At 39.4% G+C, this 16676-nt stretch carries 16 protein-coding genes; 8 read left to right on the plus strand and 8 right to left on the minus strand.

Annotated elements, in window-relative coordinates; translation table 11 throughout:
- Positions 1-404: 404 nt before the first annotated feature.
- The 4 genes from ACQQ2I_RS17150 to mutY all read right to left on the minus strand — a co-directional run bounded on the left by ACQQ2I_RS17150 (position 405) and on the right by mutY (position 4461).
- The gene (locus tag ACQQ2I_RS17150; protein ID WP_431027970.1) at positions 405-2150 is read right to left on the minus strand and encodes an ABC transporter ATP-binding protein; all 1746 of its coding nucleotides are present in this window, start codon (positions 2148-2150) and stop codon (positions 405-407) included.
- 156 nt (positions 2151-2306) lie between these two features.
- A complete protein-coding gene (gene ntdP / locus ACQQ2I_RS17155) occupies positions 2307-2855 on the minus strand; it encodes a nucleoside tri-diphosphate phosphatase (protein WP_431027971.1) in 549 nt (182 codons plus the stop codon).
- 311 nt (positions 2856-3166) lie between these two features.
- Positions 3167-3370: a hypothetical protein gene (locus tag ACQQ2I_RS17160; protein ID WP_431027972.1), complete on the minus strand. Its 204-nt coding sequence runs from the start codon at positions 3368-3370 to the stop codon at positions 3167-3169.
- 50 nt (positions 3371-3420) lie between these two features.
- On the minus strand, positions 3421-4461 hold the full coding sequence (gene mutY, locus ACQQ2I_RS17165; RefSeq protein WP_431027973.1) for an A/G-specific adenine glycosylase: 1041 nt from the start codon (positions 4459-4461) through the stop codon (positions 3421-3423).
- Between the two features lie 125 nt (positions 4462-4586).
- On the opposite strand from mutY, the gene ACQQ2I_RS17170 reads away from it, so the two are divergent.
- Positions 4587-5573 carry a metal-dependent hydrolase gene (locus ACQQ2I_RS17170; protein WP_431027974.1) on the plus strand — a complete coding sequence of 329 codons (987 nt, stop codon included), beginning with the start codon at positions 4587-4589 and terminating at the stop codon, positions 5571-5573.
- A 40-nt stretch (positions 5574-5613) separates the two neighbouring features.
- Here ACQQ2I_RS17170 and ACQQ2I_RS17175 read toward each other — a convergent pair whose 3' ends face one another.
- Genes ACQQ2I_RS17175 through recX form a run of 3 tightly spaced genes read right to left on the minus strand, consistent with a single transcriptional unit; the run spans position 5614 to position 7017 of the window.
- Positions 5614-5883: a YfhJ family protein gene (locus tag ACQQ2I_RS17175; RefSeq protein ID WP_431027975.1), complete on the minus strand. Its 270-nt coding sequence runs from the start codon at positions 5881-5883 to the stop codon at positions 5614-5616.
- Between the two features lies 1 nt (position 5884).
- Positions 5885-6214: a YfhH family protein gene (locus tag ACQQ2I_RS17180; RefSeq protein ID WP_431027976.1), complete on the minus strand. Its 330-nt coding sequence runs from the start codon at positions 6212-6214 to the stop codon at positions 5885-5887.
- Positions 6211-7017 (minus strand): recombination regulator RecX, encoded by an 807-nt coding sequence (gene recX, locus ACQQ2I_RS17185; RefSeq protein WP_431027977.1) that lies wholly within the window; start codon positions 7015-7017, stop codon positions 6211-6213. The genes ACQQ2I_RS17180 and recX overlap by 4 nt, the downstream gene beginning before the upstream one ends.
- A 95-nt stretch (positions 7018-7112) precedes the next feature.
- Here recX and ACQQ2I_RS17190 point away from each other — a divergent pair, with 95 nt between their 5' ends.
- The 6 genes from ACQQ2I_RS17190 (at position 7113) to ACQQ2I_RS17215 (ending at position 14432) form a co-directional block, all read left to right on the plus strand.
- Positions 7113-8012 (plus strand): TIGR01777 family oxidoreductase, encoded by a 900-nt coding sequence (locus ACQQ2I_RS17190; RefSeq protein ID WP_431027978.1) that lies wholly within the window; start codon positions 7113-7115, stop codon positions 8010-8012.
- Positions 8013-8396: 384 nt separating this feature from the next.
- Positions 8397-9158 carry a polysaccharide deacetylase family protein gene (locus ACQQ2I_RS17195; RefSeq protein ID WP_431027979.1) on the plus strand — a complete coding sequence of 254 codons (762 nt, stop codon included), beginning with the start codon at positions 8397-8399 and terminating at the stop codon, positions 9156-9158.
- A 78-nt stretch (positions 9159-9236) separates the two neighbouring features.
- The gene (gene rlmD, locus ACQQ2I_RS17200; protein ID WP_431027980.1) at positions 9237-10616 is read left to right on the plus strand and encodes a 23S rRNA (uracil(1939)-C(5))-methyltransferase RlmD; all 1380 of its coding nucleotides are present in this window, start codon (positions 9237-9239) and stop codon (positions 10614-10616) included.
- A gap of 487 nt (positions 10617-11103) precedes the next feature.
- Complete coding sequence (locus ACQQ2I_RS17205) at positions 11104-12495, plus strand: hypothetical protein (protein ID WP_431027981.1); 1392 nt, start codon at positions 11104-11106, stop codon at positions 12493-12495.
- Positions 12496-12648: 153 nt separating this feature from the next.
- Positions 12649-13083, plus strand: a complete 435-nt coding sequence (locus ACQQ2I_RS17210; protein WP_431027982.1) for a DUF6526 family protein — start codon at positions 12649-12651, stop codon at positions 13081-13083.
- 47 nt (positions 13084-13130) lie between these two features.
- Complete coding sequence (locus ACQQ2I_RS17215) at positions 13131-14432, plus strand: MFS transporter (protein ID WP_431027983.1); 1302 nt, start codon at positions 13131-13133, stop codon at positions 14430-14432.
- A 72-nt stretch (positions 14433-14504) separates the two neighbouring features.
- Here the strand turns inward: ACQQ2I_RS17215 and ACQQ2I_RS17220 are convergent, their stop codons facing one another.
- On the minus strand, positions 14505-15464 hold the full coding sequence (locus ACQQ2I_RS17220; RefSeq protein WP_431030543.1) for a M23 family metallopeptidase: 960 nt from the start codon (positions 15462-15464) through the stop codon (positions 14505-14507).
- Between the two features lie 282 nt (positions 15465-15746).
- On the opposite strand from ACQQ2I_RS17220, the gene ACQQ2I_RS17225 reads away from it, so the two are divergent.
- Complete coding sequence (locus tag ACQQ2I_RS17225) at positions 15747-16586, plus strand: DegV family protein (RefSeq protein ID WP_431027984.1); 840 nt, start codon at positions 15747-15749, stop codon at positions 16584-16586.
- Positions 16587-16676 lie beyond the last annotated feature (90 nt).

The raw sequence follows: 16676 nt of genomic DNA on the forward strand, positions 1-16676 counted from the left end.
ACAAGCAACTATTGTTCCATAAAGTAATTGGTGGCTCAAAAATAATAAAAGATCCTAATTGATGGTAATAGTAGCTAGGCGGATTATACGTGCAAACGGAAAGAAAATGAGCCCTTTTAGTGAATAGAAATACTTGTTTAGAGTATTAAGAAGCACTCACCTTTGCCGTAGCGTGCCATAGCCACAGGAGCCGAAGCTGGAGATCCAAACAGGTCGCGCCTGTTTTAGCTCCTGTGTAGGCTGTGGCAAAGCGCGGAGGCTACAATTATGCTTTCGTTTAATATCTTTTACTATTTACCTAGTATTTTTAGGATGTATTTTTGCTCATTACGAATTAATCTTTCTCTTTTATTCCGTTTTGGAGAATCTATATAAAAATAAAAAAGAGAGGCGAATGCCTCTCTTTAATCTAACTTTTGAACTTGGAATAAATTATAATATGCACCTTGCTTTGCCATGAGCTCCTCATGGGTACCTAACTCAACCACTTGTCCATACTCGATAACGAAAATTTTATCTGCATGTGTAATCGTGGATAGACGATGGGCAATGACAATTGTTGTACGATCGTGTGCTAATCGATCGAGTGACTCTTGAATGAGTGCCTCACTTTCTAGATCAAGAGCAGACGTTGCCTCATCTAAAACGAGGATTGGGGGATTTTTTAAAAACACACGCGCAATCGCTACACGTTGTTTTTGACCACCTGATAGCTTTACGCCTCGCTCCCCAACTTTTGTATCATAACCTTGTGGTAAACTCATAATGAAATCATGTGCATTGGCCGCTTTAGCAGCAGCAATGACTTCTTCATCGGTTGCATTCGGATTCCCCATTAAAATATTCTGTTTCACCGAATCACTAAATAAAATATTATCTTGCAGCACAATACCAATTTGCGAACGAAGTGATGTTAATGTCACATCACGTACATCCCGGTCATCTATTTTTATAGCCCCTGCGCTTGCATCATAAAAACGTGGAATTAAGCTAACAATCGTTGACTTACCGCCACCACTCATCCCAACAAATGCCGCTGTTTGCCCCGGCTCGATTGTAAAATCTACATGATCTAAAATGGTTTTACCTTCTTTTTCGTAATGGAACGTGACATTTTCAAAAGCAAGCTTTCCTTCTACTTCTTTCAGCTCTAGAGCATTCGGCTTATTTTCTACATCATATTTTTCGTCCATCAATTCAAACATCCGGTCCATCGATGCAATGGCTTGTGTTAATGTTGTCGATGAACTAACTAAACGACGTAGTGGTCCGTACAGCCGCTCAATATAAGCATAAAAAGCAACCATCACCCCAATGGATAAATTATCGTGAATCACTTGATAACCTGCATAAGCAATCACAAGTAGCGGCGCGATATCCGTAATCGTATTGACAACCGCAAATGATTTCGCATTCCAACGTGAGTGATTCAATGCTTTATTTAAAAATTCACCATTTGTCTCATCAAAAATCGCTTGTTCATGTTTTTCAAGCGTAAAGCTTTTAATAATGCTCATGCCTGTTACACGCTCATGCAAATAACTTTGTACACCTGCCAAAGCTTGCGAACGTGCACGGGTTAATGCACGTAATCGTCCAAAGAAATACTTCACACTAAACGCGTAAAATGGAAGCGCAATTAATGAAACGATTGTCAGCTTTACATCCATCGAAAACATAATCGCTACAACAATGATGACTGTGACTAAATCAAGCCATAAATTCATGAGCCCCGTCATCACGAAGTTTTTCGTTTGCTCTACGTCATTGATCATACGCGAAATGACTTCTCCTGCGCGCGTATTCGCATAATATTTTAAGCTTAGCTTTTGCAAATGCCCATATAACTCTTTACGGATATCAAATAAAATATTATTACTTAAATTTTGCGCAAAATATTGGCGGTAATATTCAATTGGTGGACGTACAACGAAGAATAGAACAAGTGCAATACCAATCCACGTAAATAGTTGCTTTGTTTTCTCCTCAGCTGATAAACTTTCTTCCAATAAAATATCATCTAAAATAATTTGTACTAACCATGGTAAAAATAGTGGAATGGCAAATTTCAAAATGCCAATTACAATTGTAAACATTAATAACCACTTATACGGCTTAACAAAGCGCATATATCTCTTTATACTATCCAATCGCTTCTCCCCTTCATTCTTTTCGCAATGTTTATTACTATAGCACATTTTAGGGTGATAAATTAATCACTATACCTCCGCTCACTCAACAAAGCCTACGAAAAGAAAAACATAGACAAATTTAGCATTGTCTATGTTTTAGTCATAACTTATTTTTTACTGTTGGTCTGCTTGGATTTCACGATACAGTTCATAGCGGTTTGTCCAAACTTCGATAAAATCTGGCGCAAACGGTCCTCGTCGCTGTTGAATCCAGCTAATCAATTTTGTTAAGTTGCGCTTTAAAATTTTATCAATGACTTCCGGATAGGCCATTTCTTGTTTATGTTGCTCATATTCATCCTCATCAAGCAATGTATAAGACATATCGGGAAAAACCTTCACATCTAAGTCATAATCAATATATTTTAAGGCGTGGTTATCAAACACAAAGGGTGAACTCATATTACAGTAATAGTACACGCCATCTTCACGCAACATACAAATAATATTGAACCAGTGTTCCGCATGAAAATAACAAATCGAAGGTTCTCTTGTGAGCCACGTACGGCCATCTGACTCCGTTACAAGTGTTTTTTCATTTGCACCAATTACAATATTTTTTGTACCTTTCAAAACCATTGTTTCTTGCCAGACACGGTGGATACGACCATTGTGCTTATAGCTATGTATTTGTATCGTTTCGCCTTCTAAGGGTAATGCCATATTGAAGCCCACCTTTTCGTCTACGCTATCTATAATCTAGCAGTCTCCTACTTATTATAACAATGGATGAATAAAAGGTGTAGTTAGAAAAACATAAATTTCGCAATACGTTGTAAAAACAAGGCATTTCTTGTGTCAATTGACGAAATAGTGTTAATCTTGGTGAGGAAAGCAAAAAAGGCTTCACTGATTTACCCACAGTTCCATTACCTAATAAGAAAGCCGGCATGTCTTTAACAGACACACCGACTTTTGCAGGGAATTCATGGTTTTAACAACATTTTACTTTAGACATGACTGTTTAGCTTGTCTTACATATTGTTGTTATTGTTGCGGCGGTTTTTTTGATTTTGTTGATTTTGTTGATTGTTTTGACGCTCAACTCGATTACGTTGTTGTTGCAACTGTTGGAACTCTTGTTCGCTACCGAACTCCTCCATATTGTTTTGGTTCTGGTTGTTATTAAGGAATTCGTTGTTATTATTATTATTTTGTTTGTTTTGATTTCTTTTCATGATGAATTCACCTCCACGCTACCTATTGTGTACCGCACAGGTTTTTTTATTCATTTAATTTCATTCCAAATTTTTAACATAGGGACTGGCATCGGCAAACGCTCAATTTGTTCTCGTGTAAAAAATTTTTCATCATTTGTCGCTTCACCTTCCACAAGCTCCGCTTCAATATGCCACGTTAAATGTGAAAATATATGTTTAAATGTAAGTACTGTCCCATGCTTTACTTTGACCTTGACATCATATTGTTGAATCAGTTTGTTTAATGCATCTTCCCCTTTTTTCATTTCAATCATTGGAAACTGCCACATGTTTGCCAGTAGTCCATTTGCATCACGTTTTTCTAATAAATAACGCCCTTCATTGTCACGTACAATATATACTTTGTAGTGTAGATTTTTCATTTTCGTTTTTTTTGTTTTCACCGGAAGCTCTGTAGCATCGCCTGCTTCAAATGCACGACAGTACTCACGAACCGGACATAATAAACACTTTGGTGAAGTCGGTGTACAAATAAGTGCCCCAAGCTCCATTAAGCCTTGATTAAAGGAAGATGCATTGTTTGGATCAATTAGTTCTGTTACGGCTTCTTCAAATATTTTTTTTGTTTTTGGCAGTGCAATATCATCATAAATATGAAGTACACGACTTAATACACGCATTACATTACCATCTACTGCATGTTCGGGCCTGCCATAAGCAATACTAAGAACAGCACCTGCTGTATATGGACCTACACCTTTTAATTTAGATATATCTACACGGTTATTCGGCACAACCCCACCATATGTTTCGACTACTTCCCGTACACCTGCTTGTAAGTTTCGTACGCGTGAATAGTAGCCAAGCCCTTCCCACATTTTTAAAATATCCTCTTCTGGGGCATAGGCGAACGTTTGCGGCGTAGGAAATTTTTCTACAAAACGATTGTAATAAGGGATAACTGTATCCACCCGTGTTTGCTGAAGCATTACTTCTGAAACCCAAATTTTATAGGGATCGATTGTATGTCGCCAAGGTAGGTCCCGTTTTTCTCTATTAAACCATTCCACTAATTCTTTGCGAAATTCTTCTGTATATTCATAATTCATTTAATTCACCTATAATTCGATTTTATTTTTGCTTTAAAGGGTATATTATTAATTATGATAGGAAATGTTAATTTTTCCCCATAATTGTTCGTATATTGGTTGCAGTATACAAGGAGTTGATTGTTTTGGACACAGGTACACATTTAGTGATGGGTATTGCCATTGGAGGTTTAGCACTTGTCGATCCCGTCGTTGCAGAAAGCTCAGCCATGTTCGGTGCTGTTATGGCTGGTACGATTTTAGGGCAACAAGCACCGGATGTAGATACGGTTTTAAAATTACGCAATAATGCGATTTATATACGTCATCACCGTGGCATTACACATTCAATACCTGCTACTATTCTTTGGCCTATTGCCATTACGGCTATTTTATCGTCAATTGTCCCAGACGCCAACCTATTACACTTATGGCTGTGGACACAAATTGCCGTTTTTCTCCATGTATTTGTTGATATTTTTAATGCCTATGGTACACAAGCATTTCGCCCTTTTTCAAAAAAATGGGTAGCACTTGGTGTCATTAATACATTCGATCCCTATATCTTTGGTCTTCACTGTGTTGGTATTGTATTATGGGTGTTCGGGGCAAACCCTGTATGGACGTTCAGTATCATGTATGTGATTATCGTGTGTTATTATATTTTACGTTTTATGGTGCAAAGGGCCGTCAAAAAAGCTGTGCACAACACGATTCAAGATGAAGAATACGTGATTGTGGCCCCAACGATGCGATTCTTTTATTGGCGTATTGCGGCTGCTTCTAAAACGCATTACTACGTCGGTCGTGCCTATCGCCGTTCGGTTAATATTTACGATAAATTTGAAATTGTTCCCTTACCGCGTACACCATATGTAAACGCTGCTATGCAAGATGAAAATTTACGCTCATTTGTTTCGTTCTCTCCGCTATACCGTTGGGAAATTGCTGAACTACCGAGCGGTTTAACAGAAGTGCGTTTAATCGACTTACGCTACCGTAGTAATGATCGCTATCCTTTTGTGGCGGTTGCTCATGTGAACGATGATTTGGAGATCGTCAATTCGTATACTGGTTGGATCTTCAGTGAGGACAAGCTACAGCGTAAGCTACAAATCGGGGCGAGTGAATAAGACGTGTAAAGGCTCACGCAAAGTTAACGTGAGCCTCTTTTTATTGCACCGTATCGTCGGATGTATTCAGTAAATGGGCATACTTCGGGTTACGTGCGGCAAATAAATGTAGCTTATCGCCGTAACTTGTAATTAACTGACGAACTAAGTTTTCTGTATACTCAGCTCCGCGAAATGCATAGCCGGCCTTTGCTGAAGTTGCTTCATAATCGCTCCATAATAACTCTACCCACACACGTGCTCGTCCTGCTGACATTTCAGGGTTTTTCGCTAGCAACTCTTCTGTTAACTTTGCGATATTTGCTTCCATGTTATTTCCCTGCCTTTATCGGTGCTAAAATCGATACTGGTAGTGCTTCCTCATAACGATCGCCACCTAAACGGTACCCCCAAGCAAAGCGCCCTTTTAAACGCTCTACCATAAAATATTCCCCTGGTGAACCATCAATTTTATACATTTCACCTAGAACGATTGTATCCAGATCCACTAAATAAGCTGCTGCCATCAATGCTTTACGCTCATATACGGCATACTCATTCACAATCCCTAGTTGTTCTGCTTTACGTGCTTTCTCTTTTAAACGTGCGATTTCTTCGCGTAACTCATGTTCTGTCATCGTCGCATAGTTTTTTTCCATCATGCTTCTTCTTGCTCCTTTTCTTCAATAAAACAATTGATTACTTCTATAGGAAAGCCCTTTTGGTAAAGAGCTTGCTTTACTTTTAGGTTGCGTTCGGTTCCTGCAAACTTTGCCGCATACTTGCTCCACAGTTTTTCACCTTGCGTAGCAATCATTGCTGCCCATTCATCTTCTTCGCGCTCTAATGTAATACGCTCTAACACATCGCTTACAATACTAAAGGAATACCCTTTTCGCAGCAACACATCTTGAATTTTTTGTTTAACTTGTGCCGGTGTTTTTCGGTTTCCTGCTCGTACTTCTTTCTCTGCTAATTGTATTGCAATTTCAAGCTGCTCTTCATACGAAAACGTTTCAAGCACTTCATCTTGCAATGATTTGTCGATTCCTTTTTTCTTTAAATCTTGCCTGATAGCACGCGGACCTTTTTTCATTGTGCGCTTCTTTGTTTCAAGCAATGCTTTGGAATAGGTTTCATCATTTAAAAAACCAAGTGCCTCTAATTTACGGATGGCTTCTAACACAACTGCTTCCCCGTGTCCCGCATCAAATAGTTTTTTCTTTACTTCATATTCGCTCCGCATTTGAAAACTTAAAAACGATAGTGCCTTATTAAATGCCTTCGCAATCTCATCCTCGTATGTAATTTCATCGATATCAAACTGCTCAAGTATTTTACCCTTTATTAAGCCAAATTTAATGAGTGTACCTTCATCTACTGCAAACGCATATTCATCGTTCAAATAAATATTATAACGCTCTTTGTTATTTTTTTGACGACCTATTTTTGTAATGACCTGCATGCGTTCACCTTCCTTCTTTCTCTAGTATACATATTTTTACGAAACGTTTCACGATTGGATATAATAGGGAAAGAAAAGCTTTGGAGGTGCTGGAAATGAAAGTAGCGATTTCAGGTGGTACAGGATTAGTTGGCAAAAGACTATGTGAATTATTAAAAGCACGTGGAGATAAAGTAATTGTCTTAACGCGAGGAGAAACAAAAGAAGAAAATAACATTCGCTATCTAAAATGGCTCGATGGCGAAACACCGGAACAAGAGTTAGAAGGAATTGATGCATTCGTCAATCTAGCCGGCGTATCACTAAATGAGGGACGCTGGACAGAGGAACGAAAACGCGCCATTTATAATAGCCGGATGAACGCAACGGATGAAGTCATTCGCATTATTGAAAATCTAAAAACAAAGCCACAAGTACTTATCAACGCAAGTGCAATCGGTATTTATCCACATTCAACGTCCAATGTTTATACAGAGAACGAAGTGAATTTGGAAAAAAATTTCCTGGGAAAAACCGTGGCTGATTGGGAGGAGCGAGCGAGCCACGCAGGTGCATTAGGCGTTCGCGTTTGTCTAGCAAGGCTTGGGGTTGTACTAGGACGAGATGCGGGTGCACTGCCATTAGTTGTATTGCCATACCAGCTTTTTGTCGGTGGTACAGTAGGCTCAGGTGAACAATGGCTATCTTGGATTCATGTGGATGATGTGTGTCGGGCCATTATTCATGCAATCGAAAAGCCTGAACTAGAAGGTCCGATAAATGTTACATCACCGAATGCAAAACGCATGAAACAATTCGGAAAAACAGTCGGGCATGCTTTAAATCGTCCACACTGGCTCCCGGTTCCAAGCTTTGCATTAAAACTCGCACTTGGTGAAAAAAGTCAACTTGTATTAGAAGGACAATACGTTGTACCTGAAAAACTGCTGCAATCAGGTTACGAATTTAAATTTGCATCCCTCGAAGATGCAATTGTTGATTTGTATAATAAGTAAATCTCAATGGGTAGATAGTGTTTTGCTCGCGCCTAGTTGTTTTGACCGGATGCAGCGGCTTTTTGACCGGATACCGCAATGTTTTGACCGCTTACCGAGGCTTAGAAGTTTTAGGATGATTTATATATGTGAACTAGCAGTTGCTCTCCGCCCCGAGCAACTGCTAGCCTAAAAAAATACCCGATTTGTACACGATGCCTGTAATCATATTTCTTCATCACAAAGAGCATGCTATTTATAAATACTAGTACCTACACTACCTTTTCTGTTTTTATCCCAAAAATACTTTTCGCTAATTTCTTTTCACATTCACACCATGAAAATCCATGTATAGTAAAACGATACGGTTGCAACCTACGTGTAAAAAGGAGGTTGCATTTTTTTATGAAAAAGACAATTGGTCTTGCTGTTAGTATAACCATCATTTTGTTTTCCATCGTATCATTTGCTTTTGCGGATGAACTGCACTGGGGATTCAAAAAAGCATCAGGCGGTGCACAAATTGAAATTGGCAGTGAACTTGAAAATATGCTGACGAAATATGAGGCTGTCTACCGTGGTGATCCCGAATCCAAAACGATTTACTTAACATTTGATAATGGATACGAAAACGGTTTTACCGAAAGGATTCTGGATGCATTAAAAGAAGAAGATGTACCCGCTGCATTTTTCTTAACAGGACATTATGTAACGAGCGCCTCTGATTTAGTGAAACGAATGGTAAAGGATGGCCACATTATCGGCAACCATTCCGATAAACATCCGAATATGGCTCGTTTATCAGAAACTCAAATGGTGACAGAATGGCAAAATTTTGATAAAAAACTGAAAGAAGTAGCTGGGATTGAACGCACTCACTATACACGTCCACCAGAAGGCGTCTACAATGAAGCGGTACTCGCAGTCGGGGTAAAGCATGAATACCGTCATGTTTTCTGGTCAATTGCCTTTAAAGACTGGGAAAAAGATGTACGCCGTGGCGGAGACTATGCATACAACGAACTTATGAAGCAGCTCCATCCAGGCGCGATTATTTTAATGCATACCGTGGCGGAAGATAACGCAGATGCCATTCCTAAATTTATTAAAGATGCGAAAGCACAAGGATATACATTCGGCTCATTAGATGATTTATATAAAAAATAGTTTAGTTCAACGTGCTTCCTTTTCTTTCGCTCTTCCGTCCGTTATAATAATGCGATGAACTTAAAGGACGTGAAGGCAATGAATCAAGTAACAATGGAAATCGGTCAAAAATTTCCGTTAACGATTAAACGGCTCGGTATTAATGGAGAAGGTGTTGGCTTTTATAAGCGCAATGTCGTATTCGTAAAAGGAGCTATTCCTGGAGAAGAAGTAACTGTGAAAGTGACGAAGCTTCAGCGTAATTTTGCGGAAGCAGAAATTTTAACGATTCGTAAACGGAGTGAATTCCGTCAAGAACCACCATGCGCTGTATATGAACAATGCGGTGGCTGTCAATTGCAACATATGACATACGAGGCTCAGCTTCTAAATAAACGAGATATTGTCGTACAAGCGATGGAAAAATACGCTCGCGATATCGCAGAAAATACAGAAATCCGTTCAACACTTGGCATGGACAATCCATGGAATTATCGCAACAAAAGTCAATTCCAAGTACGGAAAGAAGGCAAACGTGTATATGCTGGTCTTTTCACAGAAGGCTCAAATAAGCTGTTAAATATCAATGACTGCTTAGTACAGCACCCGATTACATCGCGTATTACAGTAGATGCGCGTAAAACATTACAAAAACTAGGGATGACGATTTATGACGGGAAAACATTAAACGGTCTCGTCCGTACAATCGTCATCCGTACAGGCATGCGCACGGGTGAAACACAGCTTTGTATCGTTACAACGCGCAATGAATTCCCGCATAAAGAAGAGTTTATCGCCCGTATGAAAAAGCTACACCCAGCGATTGTCTCGATTACACAAAACATTAATCGTGAAAAAACGTCCCTTATTTTTGGTGATGAAACGATTGTATTAGACGGCAAAGAAACGATTCATGAAGAATTAGGTGAATTAGCGTTTGATTTATCGTCTCGTGCATTCTTCCAATTAAATCCTGAACAAACTGTTCATTTATATAATGAAATTAAAAAAGCAGCCGCGCTGACAGGGAAAGAAACGGTTGTAGATGCGTACTGCGGCGTTGGCACAATTGGCTTATGGCTAGCTGGCGAAGCGAAAGAAGTGCGTGGCATGGACATCGTACCGGAAAGCATTCAAGATGCAAAAGCGAATGCACGTAACCACGGCTTTAAGCATGCTCGCTATTACACAGGGACAGCTGAAGACTGGTTAGCTCGTTGGCGCCGTGAAGGCTTCACACCGGATGTCGTAACGGTTGACCCACCGCGTACGGGCCTCGCGCCAAGCTTTATTAAAACGGTATTAAAGATTCAACCAAAACGCATTGTGTATACATCTTGTAACCCTTCCACACTGGCGAAGGATTTAAAAGAGCTCTCAAAGCTTTATGAGGTGAAATACATTCAACCAGTGGATATGTTCCCTCAGACGAGTCATGTCGAGTGTGTGTCACAACTTATTTTAAAAGAAAAAAGATAGTACTTTTACATTTTCATTTCGCCTACAAGCAGGCAGTGATTATTTGATAAAAACATGTAACACATTCATGAATAAAAAATGGCTAGTAGGTCATACTAAGTTCGGTTCCACTTCTAATCGATCATGAAACAGGAGGGTTACTACGATGAGTAAATCTGGCGCTAAAGATTCAAAATCACAGGATGATCCGCCACGTTACGTTTCATGAATGATAAGTGTCACTAGAGGCTTTCCTAAAAAGGGAAGCCTCTTTTCATTTGTTCACAGGCAATTATACATAAAGCCCTGTCCAGTTTTAATAGTGCTCCATTCTACTTTTCATCTTGTTACCCTGTTCTAATAGAACATAGGAGTGAGAACATATCTTCTTTAAAATAAGAAGAAATTAGGCGTTTTCCTCAAATCAACAAAAATTATTTATTATTTTAGGCGCTCACCACCTATCTTTTCTCTCCATATGCTATACAAAAAGGAGAAGAGGGAGAATATGGGGATTGAGTTAGTGGCTCTCCATTGGATATATATTGTATTCATCGTCCTCATCATAGGATTTATGGTGAAACGACTCGATGCAACGCTGATTTGTATTTTAGGGATTTTCATTATTGCGATTGTCGCAACGGGTGATTTGACGGCTTCCATCAGCGGGGTGTTTAATAGCTTCATTTATGCCATTACCGAACTATTATCAACCATTCTCATCATTTCCATTATTGTAGCGATGAGTCGTGTACTTGCGAAAACAGGTATTAATGAAGTGATGGTCGCGCCATTTACAAAAATCATTAAAAACCCGACACTGGCTTATTGGACGATTGGGATTTTAATGATGATTATTTCTTGGTTCTTCTGGCCATCACCAGCTGTCGCACTTTTAGGGGCTGTGCTACTCCCCGTTGCCATACGAGCTGGACTTCCGGCACTTGGTGTTGCTGTAGCAATGAACTTGTTTGGTCACGGAATTGCATTGTCGAGCGATTTCGTCATCCAAGGGGCACCAAAGCTGACAGCAGATGCAGCGGGGATTCCAGTAGCTGATGTTGTTTCTGCGAGTATACCGCTTGTTATTACAATGGGCGTTGTCACAACGCTTGTTGCCTACTTCTTATTAAGACGCGATATGAAACGTGGAAAACTACAATTAGTCGGAACGTATGAAGGTGAAGTCGAGCAAGAAAAAACAGAAGATTTACTCACGATGACACAAAAACGATTCTTTGCGACTTTAATTCCTATAGCGTTTATTTTAGATGTAGTCGCGATGGCTGTATTCAACTTGCAAGGCGGGGATGCAACTGCTTTAATAGGTGGTACGTCCGTATTCATTTTACTTCTACTCTGTATTATTGCTCATAAGAAGAAAGGGCTTGAAGAAACAACCAATTATTTTGTTAAAGGTTTTCAATTTGGCTTTAAGGTGTTTGGTCCTGTTATTCCGATTGCTGCTTTCTTCTATCTTGGTGACTCGGGCTTTACGACCATTATCGGAGACTATTTACCAAAAACATCTCACGGCATTGTGAATGACCTCGGTGTGGCTTTAGCTGCAATCGTACCACTTACTAAAGAAATCGCCGTTATCACGCTAACAGGTGTAGGTGCTATCACAGGGTTAGATGGCTCTGGTTTTTCAGGCATCTCACTCGTTGGGTCCATCGGTAATTTATTCGGTACTGCGATCGGAGAAGGGACCGCTACATTAACAGCACTTGGTCAAATTGCGGCTATTTGGGTTGGTGGCGGAACACTTATCCCGTGGGCACTCATCCCAGCCGCGGCAATTTGTAACGTCAGTCCATTCGAGCTTGCCCGTAGAAACCTTATTCCCGTTGTCATTGGATTAATTGTTACAACCATCGTCGCTGTATTTTTAATTTAAATTCAGTTGTTTACAAAGAGGCAATCCCCTTGCCTCTTTGTACTGTTTTTATGCTTATAAGTACCCATAAACCATGCAAGTACAAACAAATTAATCGCTTCTTCATCTCTAAATCTATATAATACCCATATAGGTATATAAGGAGGTGAAGAAATGAAACAGCAATCCGCAACGAATCATACGAGATTTCATCCATTACAGCATTTTGTTTGGCTACCATTAAGCTTTGTTATGCTTTTGTCTATTATCATATACATAGTTTATAATGTTATGAATAAAACATTTTCAGTAACATTGCTCATTTTATTAGGTGTCGTAATATTAGCCATTATTCCAGGTATGCTTGCGCGTATTTATGCGTTAACACTACAGGATCGCTTAATTCGCACAGAAGAACAATTGCGCTACTATATGCTAACAAATAAACGTATAGACGACCGCATTACAACACAACAACTAATTGCATTACGCTTTGCATCCGATGAAGAATATGTAAAACTAGTAGAAAGAGCGTTAGCAGAAAACCTATCACCAACGGATATTAAACAAGCTATCCAAATGTGGCGAGCAGATCACCATCGAGTGTAGCAGTTTTATACCTTGTTAGGTATAAGGTGTAGAAGGGAGTCGATTTCATGAATCAAAAGAATTCCGCTGTGTTCGATCAATATATCAGTTCAACTGCTGCACAGCAGAAACTTTATAAACGGACATTAATTATTGTTTTAATGTCTCAAATCTTTGGGGGGGCAGGACTTGCAGCTGGGATTACAGTAGGTGCTTTACTTGCCAAAGATATGCTAGGAACGGAAAGCTTTGCTGGACTACCTTCTGCATTGTTTACACTCGGTTCTGCACTAGCCGCATTTATCGTAGGTCGACTTTCACAACGGTTGGGACGTCGATATGGACTCTCTTTTGGCTTCATCGCTGGAGGAATTGGGGCAATCGGTGTCATATTTGCGGCCAATATCAATAGTGTAGCATTACTATTTATTGCGTTATTTATTTACGGGGCAGGTACTTCGACAAACTTGCAGGCACGCTATGCAGGAACGGATTTGGCCAATGAAAAACAACGCGCCACAGCGACAAGTATCGCCATGGTTGCTACAACATTTGGTGCAGTTGCAGGTCCGAATTTAGTGACACCTATGGGGAAAGTAGCAACAGCTTTCGGTATGCCCGCTTTAACCGGACCGTTCATGTTAGCGGCAGTTGCTTATATTTTAGCTGGTCTGACACTGTTCATTTATTTGCGTCCAGACCCATTACTTGTGGCGAAAGCAATCGCAGAACAACAAGAACAGCAACAGATGAAAATAACGAAGACAGTCAATATCGTACAACATAAAGTGAATCGTATTGGTATTTTCGTTGGAGCGCTTGTATTAGTACTTTCACATGTTATTATGGTTGCCATTATGACGATGACACCGATTCATATGCAAGGGCATGGTAGTAGCTTAAGCGCGATTGGAATGGTCATTGGGCTACATGTTGCTGCAATGTATTTACCGTCACTAGGTACGGGATTACTTGTTGATAAAGTGGGACGTACATTTGTCGTCATTGCTTCCGGCATTACATTAGCATTAGCAGGCTTATTAGCAGCCTTCGCACCAGGCGATTCACTACTTTGGCTAACCATCGCACTCATGTTATTAGGATTAGGTTGGAATTTTGGATTAATTAGTGGGACAGCCATTATTATTGACTCAACGACCATTCACAACCGTGCCAAAACACAAGGCTCTGTCGATGTATGGGTAGCGCTAGGAGGATCAGCCGGTAGTCTATTATCTGGTGTCGTAGTCGCCTATTCGAGTTATGCTTATTTAGGATTTATTGGTACTTACTTAGCCTTACTTTTAGTGCCCGTTGTTATTTGGGCTCGCATGAAACAAAAAAATAAAATCGCGAGTGCATCATCGTAAACATATTCAACTTCGCTTATAAAACACATTAAACAAAAACCAGCACTAATCGTGCTGGTTTTTACGTCTATATTATTTTGCTGCTTCTTTAGATTGTCGTTCCCATTGTTTGAGGGATGGGTATGGGTCAAATGCCCATTCTGTTCGCCCATTAAATTTATAAATGCCGTAATGTAAGTGCGGTGGGAATTTACCTGATGTGCCCTCTTTCCCATAGCCAGAACTCCCAACATAACCAAGGATTGTACCTGGCTCAACGACATCCCCTACTTTAATGCCTTCGTTATAATAGGCAAGATGGGCATAATAATGATACGAATTATGGTTGTCCCGTACACCGATACGCCATCCACCGAAGTCATTCCACCCCATTATTTCCACAATACCATAAGAGGTTGATACAACAGGTGTCCCGTAGCTAGCAAAAATATCGGTCCCTTCATGAATCCTTCTTCCACCCCAGCCTCGATTAGCTCCCCAAGTTCCTTTATAACTGTACTGATGTCGAACAGGAATTGGAAAGACATGCGTATCTAAGTCAATCGTATCATAATGTTTATAGAGCTGTGCCATCGTGACAATTTGATTAACAACTTTTTCGCTTTGGTAATATTCCCATAGTGCTAATTTAAAGTTTTCTTCCCCTAACCCGAATTGTCCTAAATAGCTTGCCATCGTAAAGAGTATATCTTCATCATCATTGCGACTTGCTACACCATCACTATTTCCATCAAGTCCCATCCCACCAAAATAACTGATAGTCACTGGAGATGTATCGTCACTTGATGGATTTAATGGACCAGACCAGTATTCCTCTGAAAACTGGATAGCAATGGTGCTCTCACGCTTTGGAATATCAGAACGAACCGATTGTATATTTCGTTCGTATTGGTCAACAGCAGCTAAAAAGTACCAAGGAACAAGTAATTCTCCGAAATGTACGTAATACGCGAGGCGTTGCTGCAAAGTTTCTTCCTTAGATGGCTCTTCATTTGCTGATGCACTAGTTGAAAAAACAGCGTTCCCCAACATAACTAATGCAAAAATGGGAACAAGATATCGCCCCAAAAGACCAAACCTCCTTTTCCATTTTCGTTAGGATAACCGAATTTTTATTTCCCATGAGCACATGTATTTTTTTTACATATTTTATTAGTAGCACATATTCCTTTTTTATTACACTTTTACTCTTATCGGGACTTTTCTTAAAAATTGCATTTGTATACCTTTCCCCTTTTCATGCATATGCTTTATAAACACACACATATTAGATGAACTCCGTTTTCTCTATCTTATTACGGAGGTGTAAGGGTATTGATTAAAATTACAGCAGATAGCACTTGCGACCTTCCTCCAAAAATTTTGAATGCATTAAACATTACAGTCACCCCACTACATGTTTTAGTAGATAACGTAAACTTCCGTGATGGTATCAATATCACACAACAAGATCTATTTAAGTATGTCGAAGTAGAAAATAAAAAATGTACAACAGCGGCTATTAATATTTATGAATACGAGGAATTTTTTGCTCCATTTGCAAAAGCATATGAGGCAGTGATTCATATTAATGTAGGTGCTCATTTTTCTTCCTGTTATGAAAATGCAAAAATGGCAGCACAACGTTTCGATAATGTGTATATTATCGATTCACAAAATTTTTCAACTGGTAGTGGACATCTTGTATATGAAGCGGCCTTATTAGCAAAACAAGGCTATTCCGCCGAGGAAATTGTGGAGAAAATTGAAGCACTTGTCCCAAAACTTAATACAAGTTTTGTCATGGATCGTTTAGATTATTTAAAAAAAGGTGGCCGTTGTACGAATATTGAACTATTTGCCTCAACATTATTAAAAATTAAACCTATGATTGAAGTAAGGAATGGCGAAATGATAGTAGGTAAAAAATATCGCGGCACCCTTTTAAAATGCTTAGAAAAATATATAAAAGACCGATTACAAAACAATAAAGATATCGATTATAGTCGTTTGTTTATTACACATTCGATGTGTCCACCGGAAATTGTTGAACAAGTGAAAGCTTGGGTTATTCAATATGCACAGTTCCATGAAGTCATCGAAGCCTATGCTGGTACTGCACTATCTGTACATGCTGGTCCCAACACACTCGGCCTTTTCTATAAGCGAAAATAAACCTTTTTCTAACCGGTGTAATCGATTACTTTATTAAGGAATCGTTTACGCTTTTTTTCTTGACCAAAAATTTTTTTTAAGAGTTTTACC

Source organism: Lysinibacillus sp. LZ02, assembly GCF_050613145.1.
Classification (GTDB): Bacteria; Bacillota; Bacilli; order Bacillales_A; family Planococcaceae; genus Lysinibacillus_B.